We start from the raw sequence: 14,551 nt of genomic DNA on the forward strand, positions 1-14,551 counted from the left end.
TCAACCTCAAATTAATACATTTTCTCAATAATATCAGCATATTTTTTCAGCACGATATTTCTTTTAATCTTCAAGGTTGGGGTTATTTCTCCTGTACCAATTTCAAATTCGGCAGGCATTAAAGTAAACTTTTTTACCTTTTCGAAGTCAGAAAGATGCTGTTGCAATTCGTTGATTTTTTCTTTGTAAAAATCGATTATTTCTTTCTTTTTTACAAGCTCTTCCCAATTGGTAAACGGAATATTCTTTTTCTTAAGATACTCACTCAAAAACTCAAAATTCGGAACAATTAAGGCCGAAACGAACTGTTTTCCTTCTGCAATTAAAACAATCTGCTGGATGAAATTATTATTGGTCAGCAAATTTTCGATCATTTGCGGAGCAATATATTTTCCGTTGGATGTTTTCATCAGATCTTTGATTCTGTCGGTAATAAACAGATTACCTTTTTCGTCAAACTTTCCGGCATCACCGGTTTTAAACCAACCATCTTGAGTAAAAACTTTTTCGGTTTCTTCAGGCTTGTTGTAATATCCTTTCATAATTCCATTTCCTTTTGCCTGAATTTCGTCTTGTTCACCAATACGAATTTCTACACCCGGCAAAGGTTTTCCACAGCTTCCATGTTCAAAATTTGTGAACGGAAAAGCTGTTAAAGTCGCAGTAGTTTCAGTAAGACCGTAACCAACGGTAAGATGAATGTTCACCGATTCGAAAAACTGGGTAACTTCCGGTGACAAAGAAGCGCCTCCACAAGGCATAAACCAAAGTCTGCCACCCATTTTTTCTTTAATTTTACTGTAAACCAGCAATTCTGCAAAGGTTTCTTTTATTTTTAAACCGAATGGAATTTGTTTTTCCGTTCTTCTTAATTCTCCGGTTTGTTTTCCTACTTCTAAAGCCCAATTGAAGATTTTCTTTTTTAGTGACGAACTTTCTTCTGCTTTTTCTAAAACTCCGGCATACACTTTCTGGAAAAATCTAGGGACCGCACACATCATCGTTGGCTTTACCTCTTCCAAAGCTTTCGCTATACTTTTCGGGTCTTCTAAAAAATAGACTCTCGCTCCACCATACAGACAAAGTAAGCTCCAGCTTCTTTCAAAAACGTGGCTTAAAGGTAAAAATGCTAATGACAATTCTTCTTCGAAATTTTTAAATTTAAAAAACTCAAAATGCGCATCAAATGCTTTAATGAAATTTCCATGCGTTAACATCACTCCTTTCGGCATTCCTGTAGTTCCGGAAGTATAAATAATCGTTGCTAAATCATCATCATTTTTAGAAATAACTTCAAGTTCCGGAGAAGATTTAGCAATAAAATCTTCAAGATAAAAACTGCTGAATTCTTTCTTAATCCAGACTGCTTTTTTAGAAACGATGATAGTTTTAAGAAGATTGTCGGTGTCTTCTTTTTTCAAAATTTCAAGACAACCGTCATATTGCGTCTGATCTCCAACCAAAACAATTTTTGCACCCGAATCTTTTAATATAAATTCTGCCTGCTCTGCATTATTGGTAGAATAAATAGGAACTGTAATAGCGCCAATCGACATTGCAGCCAGATCAAATATCATCCATTCTGCAGAATTCTCAGCATAAATCGCTACTTTATCATTTTCCTCAACACCTGAATCTTTCAGCGCATTGGCGGTTTTAAAAACAATTTCGCCAAACTTTTTCCAGCTCAATTCTTTCCAGCCTTCCTTTTTTTTGAAACCAACTGCCGATTTTAAAGGATGCTTTTCTATATTTTTTTTAATAATTGCCTCTGCAAGATTCATTATTTTTTGTTCAGCTTTTTGTCGTTAATATAATTGTTGAGATGAAAATCGATGCTTTCTTGTACCGGAATAAATTTAAAATCTAATTTATCCTTAATTTTCTGATTAGAAATCACATTAAGAGAAGAAACTGCATCAATGTTTGATTTGGTGGCCATTTTCAGTTGAGGAAAAATCCATCCGAAAAACCAATTGGCAATTCTTCCGATTTGCAAAGTACTTTTTGAAAGAATTTTCGCTTCTTTTAACCCTAATTTTGTTCTGATCTGTTTTCCAAGATCAGCGTATTTTTTACTTTCAGAAATGATGATAAAACGTTCTCCGAAAGCATTATTTTCCATTAATTTGATTGAAACTTTAGCCACATCTCTTACATCAACATAACTTGTTCCGCCCGAGAAAGTAAAACTATTGTTTTCAAAAGTCGGGAAAATATCGCCACTGCTTTTTCCCCAGTTTCCTGTTCCTATAATCATTCCAGGGTTGATGATAATTGCATTTAATCCTTCTGCAGAAGCTCTCCAAATTTCCATTTCTGAAAGATGTTTTGAAATCGCATAAGCCGAATGTTCTTCTTTAGGATTAAAATCTGAACTTTCTTCAAGCTCGCCTTTTTCATTCAATAAATCCAGCACAGCAATTGAACTGACGTGAAGAAATTTTTCTACTGTAGAATTTTCACAGGCAAAAAGAAGATTTTCTGTAGCCTTGATGTTGGTATGATACATCTCTTTCTCATCTTTCGGATGAAAACTTACTTTTGCAGCACAGTGATAAACTTCGGTAACTTCTTTTAAGGCAGATTCAACAGCATTAATATCATCGAAATCAACATCAAGCCATTCGATTTTATTGAAAAAATCATCCGGATTTTCGGTATAAAACTGATAAGAATGTTTTACTTCATTGATGTTGCTTGAAGGTCTTTTTGCAGCACGCACTTTTTTACCTTTTTTCAAAAGTTCTAAAACGATGACTCTGCCTAAAATTCCTGTTGCTCCTGTTACAAAAACCATGAATTTAATTCTAATTGATGACCTTCAAAATTGGGTCGATTTTATTTTTTATAAAAATTGATTTGAGTTGAATTTCAACTGAAAAACAATTTGTGCAAATTTGCAACTTTTTCAGTCAAAACTCATTAGATTTTCATAATTATTCAGATTATCTGAGGTCATTAAAAAAAGGAAACCTAAATATTAAGTTTCCTTTCTGATATAAATTTATTAAATATGAATTCACCATAAAAACACATCAAGTTTATTAAATATATTCATTAAAATAAAAATTAAATAATGAATTACTTTGCATAAAGTAAATATTATTACCAACTTGATAAATCTAATATACGATAAAATAATTCACAATATTTAAAAATAAAATAATTGTGAAAATTTTAACAATATTTAAAACGAATGTTTAGTTGTTTAAATTCAGAAAATCTTTTACTACAGTTGCAAAATCTACAGGATTATCTGCCTGAACCCAATGTGCAGCATTTTTAATTTTTACAAATTGAGCTTTTGGAAACTGCTGTTTAATGGGGAACTCATCTTGAGGTAAAATATAATTTGATTTTTCGCCGGCAATAAATAAAGTTTCTCCCTGAAAAACTCCATATTTAATAGCATTAGAAACAAATTGATTGTATTTTTCTGCAAGCGTTTTCAGATTAAATCTCCAGTTAAGTTTTTTACTTTCACCAGATTCTTCCCAATACAAGTTTTTAGCTAAAAACTGAATCGTTGATTTCTCAGGAATATATTGAGTTAAAACCGCTTCAACATCACTTCTGGAAGCAACGGTATTAAAATCTACCATTTCCAAAGCTTTGATAATTCCCTGATGATGCGGCGGATAAGCTTTTGGAGAAATATCCACAACGATTAATTTTTCTACTTTTTCAGGGTAATTAATTGCGAACTGCATCACTGCTTTTCCACCCAAAGAATGTCCTAAAACGTTAGCTTTTTCAATTCCGTAATGATTCATATAATTGGCAATATCATCTGCCAAATCATCATGCGACATCTCTTCAGAATGAAAGCTTCTGCCATGATTTCTTAAATCAATTAAATGAACTGGTAAAAAATCGCCCAATTCTTTTCCGAAACTTCCCCAGTTATCAAGCATTCCGAACAAACCGTGAAATACTAAAAGCGGTGTTGACGACAAGTTTTCGCCAAATATTTTTGAATGTAAAATTTCCATGTATAAAATTTTTAAGGTGGGAAGTTGGATGATGGAGGTTGGAAGTTATTAAAAGTGTATAATCAAACTTCCAGCTTCGAACATCCAGCTTCCAGCTTTATGCCCATTTTGCCAATCTCTTTAAATACGCCTGAACCGTGTTTTCCATTCCCATGTACAAAGCTTCAGAAACCAAAGCATGACCAATAGAAACTTCTAAAAGATTCGGAATATTATCTGCAAAATATTTTAAATTTTCTAAACTTAAATCGTGACCTGCATTAATTCCTAAACCGAATTCCGCAGCTTTTACAGCCGTTTCATAATAAGGTTTAATGGCTTCTTCTTTATTGACTGTATAATTTTTTGCATAAGCTTCTGTGTACAATTCAATTCTATCTGCTCCGGTTTTTGCAGCAGACTCTGCTAATTCAGGATTAGGATCAAGAAAAATAGATGTACGGATTCCTGTATTTTTAAATTCAGCAATAATTTCTTTTAAAAAATCAAAGTGTTTTTTGGTATCCCAACCTGCATTTGAAGTAATGGCATCATCCGCATCAGGAACCAAAGTCACCTGTTCCGGTTTCACATTTAAAACCATGTCAATAAATTCTCTGTGAGGATTTCCTTCAATATTATATTCGGTGGTAACCAAAGGCTTTAAATCATATACATCTTTTCTGGTAATGTGCCTTTCATCAGGTCTTGGATGAATGGTGATTCCATGTGCACCGAATTCCTGAATTTTTATTGCAGCTTCTGTCACACTTGGCGTTTCACCACCTCTTGCGTTTCTCAGCGTTGCAATTTTATTAATGTTTACACTTAGTTTTGTCATTGTATTATTAAAGTTTAAGGCTGAAAATTAGAATTTTAAATCATTTAAATTAAGTTTAAAATCTTACGCCTTCATTAATTAAAGTACAAAAATAAAAAAACCACTCGAAAGTGGCTTTATAAAAGTTTTTTAACTTCCAGTAAGTGCAAGTCTGACTACCGTAAGAATGACGTTTACAGCGCCTATCAACAATAAATTACAGAGTGATTTTTTTTAAGTAATTGAAAAATTTAAAACTCAACCTTGTCAAGGTTATTATTAAGGTGCAAATTAACCTTGACAAGGTTTAATCCCAACATTTAAAAAAATTATTTTGGCAATCCTATCTGCATAATCTGAAGATCAAATTCTTTTGAGGCAACCAATAAATGGTCAAAAATATCTGCCTGAATCTGCTCAAAACGCTGCCAATTTGAATCATTGGTGAAACAATAAATTTCCATTGGAAGCCCTTGCGTAGTGATCTCCAACTGGCGAACCATAATTGCGCTTTCTTTATCAATTTCAGGATCATTTTCTAGATATTTTTGTGCATAATACCTGAAAACACCAATGTTGGTAAGCTGTCTTCCGTTAATCACTTTATCTTTATGGTTAATCGATTCTTTTTCCTGATTGATTTCTGAAGTTTTATCATTCAGATAATCTGAAATAAGATTGATTTCTTTTAAACGTTCAATTTCTTCGTTATTTAAAAATTTGAATGAATTGATATTAAAGAAAATAGATTTTTTAATTCTTCGGGTATTCGATTCAGACATTACCTGAAGGTTTTTTATCTCAGTAGTCAGTAAATCGTACGTTGGAATTGAGGAAATTGTCTTATCAAAATTAGCAATTTTCGTAGTCAATAAACTGATATCCAAAATATTTCCTTCGATATTATATTTAGGAATACCGATCCAGTCGCCTACTTTTAAGCTTTTTGAAGTTGCAACGTGAATCCCGGTTACAAAACCTAAAATAGTATCTCTAAAAACCAATACCAAAACCGCCGTTATTGCTCCTAAGCTTCCTACAATTGTAGTTCCTTTAATCCCAAAAACCACACAAATGCTCACTACAGTGAAAATAAAAATTCCCAGAATCTTTACCGTTTCTGAAATAGCATTGATTGCCATTACTTTATAATAATCCTGTTTAATTGTGAAATAATACCTAAAACCCGTTAAAGAACGATAAAGCATTCCTGCAAGAATAAGAACCATACCCAAATTAACCGCACGATGAATAAAAATCGTGGTTTTGGTAAGTGCACCTACAAAAATAGACTCATGCATTGAAGCGATAAAACTCAATGCTATAAAATGTGCTACGGAATTAGTAATTCTTGACTGATAAACAGATTTTAAAACAGGAAATTTATTTTCGTTGTGAAAAAACAGAAAAGTATAATTGATGATGAGTTTGAAAATAAAGTCAAACAATAAAAAAATAGCAATCAGTAATCCAATCTTAACAATAATATGAAAAATCCAATCCGTTCCGGATGGAGAGATTTTGCTTACATAAATATAAAGTTGTTCACTGATTTCCTGAAAAAAACTCTTGGTATCTTTTATTTCGTCTTTCATTACAACAAATTTAGGTAATTTAGGAATGATTTTGGTTTATAAATCTGAATATTATCAGCAATTATCATCCCAAATAAATAGAACAAATAACTTTTTTGCTAACTTAGTTTTAATTAAAAACATATGGATCACTCATTAATTTCTCTGTTAAGTATTATTTTACTTATTCTGGGAATCTTAGGAACTTTTTTACCTGTTTTACCGGGGCTTGTTTTAAGCCTTGCCGGATTGTTAATTTATAAATACGGAACAGATTCTGATCTTTCAGTTCTTTATATTTGGGCTTTCGTTATTCTTACACTTGCGTCCGCTGTTTTAAACTATGTAATTCCTGCAAAAACCAACAGGAAATACGGTGGAACACGTTGGGGAAGTATAGGCTCGATCATCGGTACAATTGTAGGAATCTTCATTCCAATTCCCCTTGGATTTTTGGTAGGAATGTTTGCCGGAGTTTTTATTGGTGAACTTTTACACGACAGTAAAGACATGAACAAAGCATTAAAATCTACAAAAGGTGCTTTTATCGGTTTTATTTACGGAACAGGATTTAGTTTAGTTGTAGGAATTGCAATGCTTTTAGTTGTAATTTTAGACATCGTTAACGTCATATAATTTATAAAAATGTATAAAAATATAATCGTAGGTTTAAGTTTTATCAGCTTAGTAAACTGCAATGCGCAGAAAGAAACCACAAAACAAACTACAACCAAGCAAGAAGCCACCATTGTGAACGAAACACCTCTTAAAAAAGAAGGTAAGATTATTTATTTCCGTGAAGGAGAAAATAAATTCTTGCAAGAATTTCAGATGAATGTCACCTTCAAAAATATTGCAGAAGACAGCCGTTGTCCTGAAGGAACTCAGTGCGTTTGGGCAGGAGTTGCCGTTGCCAATGTTGAATTCATGAGCACAACAAGCAGACCTATGATTTTACAATTATCAACTGCAGAAGTTAAGGGTAAAGATTATCACAAAACTCAATCATTTAATGGGTATTCTATTTCTTTAAAGGAAATCACTCCATATCCAACATCACAGAAGGGTACAAAATCTCTTTCGGGAATGTATAAAATAGGAATTGAAATTAGTAAAGAAAATAATTAAACCACTTCTACCAAGAGATTGTTTTCTTACCTTTTGAAGCAAGATATTCGTTGATTTTCGAGAAAGGTTTGCTTCCATAAAAACCTCTGTATACAGAAAAAGGTGATGGATGTGCAGACTTTATAATAAAATGTTTAGCCGGATTGATCAGTTCGGCTTTTTTCTGTGCAAAAGCGCCCCACAAAACAAAAACTACATTTTCTTTTTTATCTGAAATTTCTTTGATAATAAAATCAGTAAATTTTTCCCAGCCTAAATCTTTGTGAGAATTTGGAGAATGCGCACGAACGGTCAATGTTGCATTTAACAATAAAACACCTTGTTTAGCCCAATCGTCCAACTCTTTTGAAGTTCGCTCCACTCCTACATCATCTTTTAATTCAGTAAAAATATTTTTAAGCGAAGGTGGCGCTGTAACCTGTTCTGAAACTGAAAAACACAAACCATTTGCCTGAAAATCGTTATGATAAGGATCTTGGCCAATAATTACAACTTCCACATCTTCAAAAGCAGTTAATTCCAACGCTCTGAAAATCTGATTTTTCGGAGGAAATACTTTTGTTATTGCGTACTCTTGTTTTACTTTTTCCCAAAGTTGAGTAAAATATTCTGTGCTTTTTATTGGGGCTAAAATTTCTGTCCAGGTCATGATTTCAATTTGAAAATTTGAGAATGAGTTAATTTGAAAATTCAATTTTTACATTAGACTGTCATTGACTTCATCGAATCTTCAATTTCTGAATGAAGCAAAGCGTAATGTAGAAATCTATTAGCAAAATTAATGATTAGAATTGAGATTCTTCCTTCGTCGGAATGACAAAATCATATATTTTTCCTTAAACTAAAAACCAAATTATCCGGAAAACCTTCATCCACTCTTCCCTCTTCCAAAGTAAAGTCATTTTTTAGAAGTAATGACTTTGAATTTTCATTAAACTTATTAGTGAACGCTAAAATTTCATTTAAATACAACTCATTAAAACCGAAATTCAAAACCGCTTTCAAGGCTTCAGACATTATTCCTTTTCTGTGATAATCAGGTAGTAATTCATAACCGACCTCAGCTTCCGTTCGGTCTTCAGAAAATCTGTATAAACAGATTGTTCCGATCAGATTGGGTTGATTTTTCAAAGAAATTCCCCAATAAAATGTTTCTTTGTTTTCTACTCTCTTTTTAATTGTCAAAATAAAATCCAACGCGTCATAATTTGTTTTTGGCGAAATTCTTTTGACAAATTGATTGACTACTTCATTGCTTCGAATCTTTAAAATATCTTCTACATGACTTTCGTCGATTGATTTTAAAACTAATCTTTCGGTTTCTATTTTCATCTATTAAATGTAAGAAAACTTTCAACCATAAAAAGCACAAAAGTTTAAACACATTAATAATTTGTGTTTAATAAATATTGTTTTAGAGAAGGCCATCAGCTTTAGAAAATTTTAAAGACCCTTACTATTCAAGCCAATACTTTTGTTTCTTTTTGGGTTAAATTTAAAAAATACATTTTCAAATTCTCCAATTAATTCATTTTCAAATTAATTATCTTTGCACTGTGTATATAAATAAAGAAGATTTAGACGAATTAGAGTTTCCGCAATTGCTCGCGGAAATTGCTCCTTTTGCATATTCTCCGAAAACGAGAGATAAAATCCTTGAACTTCGTCCGATGGAAATTGACGAAGCCGAAGTTTCATTAAAAAAAACATCCGAATATTTATCGAGTTTTGAAAGTTCGAATGCGATTCCGTTTGATGAATATGAAGATATTGAAAATGAACTAAAAGTAATGCTGATCGAGAATTATCGATTAGAAAATTCTGCTTTTATCAAAATAAAAACGTTAACGGAGCAAATCGGGAAACTGCAGAAGTTTTTTCCAACCATGCCCGAAACTTTTCCCAATTTGATAAAGGATGTTACTGCATTAGAATTTAGAAAAGAAATTATTGATAAAGTTGATAAAGTTTTTAACCGTTTTGGCGAAGTAAAAAGTGAAGCTTCCCCGATTTTGAAAGAGTTGAGAACTGAAATTCAACATGCCAAAAAAGCGATTACAGAAAATTTCAATCGTGCTTTATTCAATTATGGACAAAGTGAATTTTTGGATGATATTCGCGAAACGATTATTGACGACCAAAGAGTTTTGGCGGTAAAATCGGCATACAAAAAAAGAGTTGCTGGAAGAGTTTTAGGACTATCAAAAACAGGTTCTATTACTTACATGCAACCCGATTCTGTAGTAAAGCATTATTTTAAGCTAAAGGAAGACCAAGAAGAAGAGAAAAAGGAAATAGACAAAATTCTGAGAAAACTAACCGCAGAATTGGCAGAATTCCAACCTCAGCTTTGGAGATATCAAATGTATATTTTCGATCTTGATTTAACGAGAGCTAAAGCCAAATTTGCAGAACTTGTTAACGGAGTTTTACCGAAAATCAATCGTCATAAAACGTTGCGATTAAGAGAAGCTTTTCATCCTTTGTTGTTTTTGAGAAATAAAGCTGAAAACAAAACTATTTTCCCACAATCATTAAGTTTAACAGATCATAACAGAATTATCTGTATTTCCGGACCGAATGCTGGAGGAAAATCTATTACGCTGAAAACTGTAGGATTGCTTCAATTGATGATTCAAAGTGGAATTTTGGTTCCTACGCATCCGAAATCTGAGATGTTTTTCTTTGATAAAATCATGACCGATATTGGGGATAATCAATCTATTGAAAATCATCTTTCGACCTATTCTTCAAGATTAAAGAAAATGGGCGGGATTATCCGTGAAGCCGATGCAAATACGCTTTTACTGATCGACGAATTCGGAACCGGTTCTGATCCTGAATTGGGTGGCGCCTTGGCTGAAAGTTTCCTTGAGTTTTTCTATGATAAGAAGAGTTTTGCGATCATTACAACGCATTACACGAATATCAAATTGGTTGTGGAAGAGCTTCCTAATGCGCAAAATGCGGCAATGCTTTTCAATGAAGAAACGCTTGAACCGATGTACAAACTGGAAATCGGACAAGCCGGAAGTTCATTTACTTTTGAAGTTGCTGAAAAGAATAAAATCCCAAGATTTATCATTCATTCTGCGAAGAAAAAAGTGGAACATGATATTGTGAATTTAGATAAAACGATTGTAAAGCTTCAACAGGAAAAATACGAAGTTGAAAAACTGAAAACTGATCTTGCCGAAAGAAAAGAATCGGTGGAAGATAAGCGTGATAATCTGCAAAAGCTAAACGAACAGCTACAGCAAAAGCTATTTAATTTTCAGAAATTGTACGAAGATGAGCATCGGAAACTTCAGTTCGGAACCAAGATTGAATCTTTCATTGACAGCTATGTAAAAGGAAAATCGAGGAAAGATGTGGTGAAAGATTTCGTAAAAATTCTGGAGCAGGAAAAATTCAGAAAGATTGGTGCAGATAAAGATGAATCTAAGCGTCTTCAAGTGGTAAAAAGAAAAATTACCCAACAGCTGAAGAAAGAAGAAGTTATCGAAAAAATTACCGAAACCAATGAAAAAATCGAAGAAAAACGTAAAACTGACCGCGCTGTCTGGATGAAAGAAGGGCAACGTGTGAGAATTACCGGAAGTACAAGTGTGGGAACGATTGAAAAAATATCGAGAAATAAAGTAACGGTAAATTATGGAACGTTTAAGACAATGATTGATGCTGACGAACTGGAGAGGATTTAATTTTGAATTAATTTTCAACGCAAAGATTATCCTTTACTTTTAATATTTTAAGAAGCAAAGAGTTGCGAACAAGTCGCTTAAGCTTGAATATTCAGACGATTTATCAAATTATTTTATTGATTATTAATTTTAAATGACTGTAAAAACTCATATCACATTTAAGGATTTTCTGAATTTTAATATTAAAAATTCATTCCCAAGAATTATTATTTTTTCATTAATAATATTAGCCATTTTTGGGTTAAACTTTTCTAATGCTGAATATAATACGAAGGAAATTTTCAAATCTGCATCGATTTGGTTTGCTGCTGTTTTTGTTTTTATCATCATCCGTTCTTATTTCCGTTTGAAAAATGCTTTTTACTCTAACAAGAAAATTCAGGAAGAGATTGTTTATACTTTCACTGATGAAAAAGTTCAGACAAAAGGAGAAACATTTGATGGCGATTTTACATGGAATACAGTCCACAGAGTAAAAGAAACCAAAGACTGGTTTTTGATTTATCAAAGTAAAACGACGATGAATATGGTTCCGAAAAAATACTTTTCACAAAGTGAAATTATAGAATTAAGGAATATTATTGAAAAAAATAATGTGAAAGCAAGGCTTTTAAATTATTAATTGCAAACAAAAGAGAGCATCATTATTTGATTCTCTCTTTTTATTTTTATTTCTATTTTTGAAAATGCTTGTCAATCTTAAAATATTGTGGATCTTTTACAGGAAACTTCTCATTCCGGGAATTATATTTTCTTTGTTGACCTCCTTTCCTGCAGGAATAAATTTTAAAAACTTCAGCTTTGGTTTTTTATTTATTTTCCCGTTGATGCATTATTTTATCTATGAATTAAGATTGAAAAACGAATATCTTTTCTATGCTAACTTTGGATTTTCAAGAATATCACTTTGGATGATCACAGTTGTTTTTGGTTGTATTTTAAAACTTATTTCATTTATTCTATGAGCAAGCTTCATATCGACAGCATTACAAAATCTTTTGGTGAAAAAGATATTTTGAAAGACATTTACTTAAGCTGTGAAACCGGGAATATTTCCGGGCTTTTAGGAAGAAACGGTTCGGGAAAGTCAACTTTATTTCAAATTATTTTTGGATCGATAAAAGGTGATACACAATATATAAAGCTCAACAATACGATTTTACAAAATCAATTTGACCGAAAAAACAAAATTGCTTATTTACCTCAATATTCATTTTTACCGAGAAATATAAAGATCAAAAATCTTATAGATTTGTTTTGTGATAAAGAAAACAGTACAAAAATTTCTCAATCTGAATTCATTCAACCATTTTTAAATGAGACTCCGAATACACTTTCAGGAGGAGAACTTAGAATTGTAGAAGTTTTGCTGATTATTTATTCTAAAGCAGAATTCATTTTGCTGGATGAGCCGTTTCACAGTCTTTCGCCAAAAGTAGTAACCGAAATTAAAACATTTATTAAACAACAAACTGATAAAGGCTTTATTATTTCAGATCATCAATATCATGATGTTTTAGATATTTCAAATGATATTTTTCTTCTTTCTGATGGTCATTTAAAATCAATTAAAGATTTAACAGAATTGAAAAGGTTTAATTATCTTCCAAAAAATATTTAATTTATATCTTTGAGCTATAAATATTCTTTTTATCATGACTTTCATCCACAAAGCAATCTATTTATCGCTATTCTGTATTTTTTCTTTTAGTTTGATCAATGCTCAGAATAAAGTTCCTTTTGGCGTAGTAAAAGCCGAAGAAGGTTATGCAATGGTGCGTGTACACAAAGAAGATTACCGTAAAATTGTTGACAAAATCAGGATGAAAAGAGGGGATGTTTTTGTTTATGTAAAACCCGCTCCCGGAGAAACTGAATGGATCTGGATAAAATATCCTGAAAAAGAAGAGCTTCCAAAGCCTTTTGTGAGATATGACAGTCTTAATAAAGAAGGAATGGTAAACAAAGGTCGTATTGCATTTATCGATCAGCTTCCGAAATTTACTCCGGTATTATCTAAAAACGGAAGATCGATTACTTTTACCGACAATAATAATCAGAAAATACCGACTGCTCAAAGAACGAAAGTGGTGATTGACATTTATCCGTCAAGTGCAAAATTTAAAAAGCAGGAAAAAGATGCAGAAGGAAATATCGTTAAAATAGACAAACAAAAAACCTGGGGACTCGGAAAAGAACTTCCTGAAGATTTAAAAGAAATAAAATCAGTTCGAGTACAACAACCCGGAAGAGGTTCTGTTTTTGTAAGAGAAGCGATTAAAAATATGTTTGATCCTACTATGGATTTCGATAATATGGGCGTAACTTCAATCGATGATGATCATATTTTTCTTTATATGATCAATGGTTCGGGTGAACACCGATACACTACTTTCTGGACAATTAAGGAAGGAAGAGCAATCAGCCAGATTATTTACAGCAACCCGGAATAATTCTTTACCATATATTCTTTTATTATTCTTATTTTTGCACCCGAAAAGTCTTTAGCTTTTGGCGTATCGCTTCATGCTAATACTTTTCAGGAAATTGGTTCTGTTTAACTACAGATTAAAAGGGAATCGTGTGAAAATCACGAACTGTCGCGCAACTGTAAGTAACCGAAGTCTTTATAAAAACCACTGTGCAAAGGCATGGGAAGGTATAAAGATGTTACAAGTCAGGAGACCTGCCTATTTCTTTAGACAAAAACTTTCGCGATTTGAAGTTGATTGATCTTATAGTCTTTTCAGGAATTTCATGTTCCTGAATAATTCTGTTGGTTCCAATATCATTTCATTTTCGCTTTAATTAATAATGAAATATGACTACAGAAGAAAGAATTCAATCATCGGAAACCAGAATTTTCAAAGCCGTTTTCCCTAATACCACCAATCATTACGATACTCTTTTCGGAGGAACAGCCATGCAATTGATGGATGAAGTTGCCTTTATTACCGCAACAAGATTTGCAAGAAAACGTGTAGTAACCGTAAGTAGCGATAAAATCGATTTTAAAAAACCAATTCCAGCAGGAACGATTGTAGAGCTTATCGGAAAAGTTTCACACGTTGGAAAAACAAGTATGAAAGTGAATGTTGAGATCTACACCGAGCAAATGTATTCTTACGAAAGGGAAAAAGCTATTGTGGGAGATTTTACTTTTGTGGCGATTGATGAATTTAAGAAACCAATTCAAATACTATAGATAAAGAATTTCGGCGACCTTCGGTCGCCGAAATTCAACATTAAATTCAAATGTTTTTTAGCAGTTTCGGCGGGCCAAAGGCCCGCCGAAACTTTTTCATTTTATTAAATTATCTAAAAATAAATTTCAGACAATCGACTCGAAAT

General features: G+C 32.4%; 14 protein-coding genes and 1 riboswitch. Of the genes, 7 read left to right on the top strand and 7 right to left on the bottom strand.

Translation table 11 applies throughout. From position 1 onward, the window contains the following. Window positions 1-11 precede the first annotated feature (11 nt). The 5 genes from FDY99_RS04965 to FDY99_RS04985 all read right to left on the bottom strand — a co-directional run bounded on the left by FDY99_RS04965 (window position 12) and on the right by FDY99_RS04985 (window position 6,389). On the bottom strand, window positions 12-1,784 hold the full coding sequence (locus tag FDY99_RS04965; RefSeq protein ID WP_139419656.1) for an AMP-dependent synthetase/ligase: 1,773 nt from the start codon (window positions 1,782-1,784) through the stop codon (window positions 12-14). Then, entirely contained in the window at window positions 1,784-2,800 is a 1,017-nt protein-coding gene (locus FDY99_RS04970; RefSeq protein ID WP_139419658.1) for an NAD-dependent epimerase/dehydratase family protein, read from the bottom strand. The genes FDY99_RS04965 and FDY99_RS04970 overlap by 1 nt, the downstream gene beginning before the upstream one ends. A 403-nt stretch (window positions 2,801-3,203) precedes the next feature. Continuing rightward, window positions 3,204-3,995: an alpha/beta fold hydrolase gene (locus FDY99_RS04975; protein ID WP_139419660.1), complete on the bottom strand. Its 792-nt coding sequence runs from the start codon at window positions 3,993-3,995 to the stop codon at window positions 3,204-3,206. A 97-nt stretch (window positions 3,996-4,092) separates the two neighbouring features. Further along, a complete protein-coding gene (locus FDY99_RS04980; RefSeq protein ID WP_139419662.1) occupies window positions 4,093-4,815 on the bottom strand; it encodes a pyridoxine 5'-phosphate synthase in 723 nt (240 codons plus the stop codon). A 308-nt stretch (window positions 4,816-5,123) separates the two neighbouring features. Continuing rightward, the gene (locus tag FDY99_RS04985) at window positions 5,124-6,389 is read right to left on the bottom strand and encodes a mechanosensitive ion channel family protein (RefSeq protein ID WP_139419664.1); all 1,266 of its coding nucleotides are present in this window, start codon (window positions 6,387-6,389) and stop codon (window positions 5,124-5,126) included. A 123-nt stretch (window positions 6,390-6,512) separates the two neighbouring features. On the opposite strand from FDY99_RS04985, the gene FDY99_RS04990 reads away from it, so the two are divergent. Then, the gene (locus FDY99_RS04990) at window positions 6,513-7,004 is read left to right on the top strand and encodes a DUF456 domain-containing protein (protein ID WP_139419666.1); all 492 of its coding nucleotides are present in this window, start codon (window positions 6,513-6,515) and stop codon (window positions 7,002-7,004) included. 9 nt (window positions 7,005-7,013) lie between these two features. Continuing rightward, window positions 7,014-7,496 carry a hypothetical protein gene (locus FDY99_RS04995; protein ID WP_139419668.1) on the top strand — a complete coding sequence of 161 codons (483 nt, stop codon included), beginning with the start codon at window positions 7,014-7,016 and terminating at the stop codon, window positions 7,494-7,496. 7 nt (window positions 7,497-7,503) lie between these two features. Here the strand turns inward: FDY99_RS04995 and FDY99_RS05000 are convergent, their stop codons facing one another. Next, complete coding sequence (locus FDY99_RS05000) at window positions 7,504-8,145, bottom strand: uracil-DNA glycosylase (protein WP_139419670.1); 642 nt, start codon at window positions 8,143-8,145, stop codon at window positions 7,504-7,506. Window positions 8,146-8,318: 173 nt separating this feature from the next. After that, complete coding sequence (locus FDY99_RS05005) at window positions 8,319-8,828, bottom strand: GNAT family N-acetyltransferase (protein ID WP_139419672.1); 510 nt, start codon at window positions 8,826-8,828, stop codon at window positions 8,319-8,321. Window positions 8,829-9,052: 224 nt separating this feature from the next. Between FDY99_RS05005 and FDY99_RS05010 the strand changes: the two genes are divergently transcribed. The 5 genes from FDY99_RS05010 to FDY99_RS05030 all read left to right on the top strand — a co-directional run bounded on the left by FDY99_RS05010 (window position 9,053) and on the right by FDY99_RS05030 (window position 14,405). After that, on the top strand, window positions 9,053-11,200 hold the full coding sequence (locus FDY99_RS05010; RefSeq protein WP_139419674.1) for an endonuclease MutS2: 2,148 nt from the start codon (window positions 9,053-9,055) through the stop codon (window positions 11,198-11,200). Between the two features lie 133 nt (window positions 11,201-11,333). Further along, window positions 11,334-11,822, top strand: coding sequence for a YcxB family protein (locus FDY99_RS05015; RefSeq protein WP_139419676.1), 489 nt, complete (start codon window positions 11,334-11,336; stop codon window positions 11,820-11,822). Window positions 11,823-12,161: 339 nt separating this feature from the next. After that, window positions 12,162-12,821: an ATP-binding cassette domain-containing protein gene (locus tag FDY99_RS05020; RefSeq protein ID WP_139419679.1), complete on the top strand. Its 660-nt coding sequence runs from the start codon at window positions 12,162-12,164 to the stop codon at window positions 12,819-12,821. 34 nt (window positions 12,822-12,855) lie between these two features. Next, complete coding sequence (locus FDY99_RS05025; protein ID WP_228448739.1) at window positions 12,856-13,653, top strand: SGNH/GDSL hydrolase family protein; 798 nt, start codon at window positions 12,856-12,858, stop codon at window positions 13,651-13,653. 78 nt (window positions 13,654-13,731) lie between these two features. Continuing rightward, window positions 13,732-13,908: riboswitch (cobalamin riboswitch) on the top strand. Window positions 13,909-14,021: 113 nt separating this feature from the next. Continuing rightward, window positions 14,022-14,405, top strand: coding sequence for an acyl-CoA thioesterase (locus FDY99_RS05030; protein WP_074229813.1), 384 nt, complete (start codon window positions 14,022-14,024; stop codon window positions 14,403-14,405). Window positions 14,406-14,551 lie beyond the last annotated feature (146 nt).

This window comes from Chryseobacterium mulctrae (assembly GCF_006175945.1).
GTDB lineage: Bacteria > Bacteroidota > Bacteroidia > Flavobacteriales > Weeksellaceae > Chryseobacterium > Chryseobacterium mulctrae.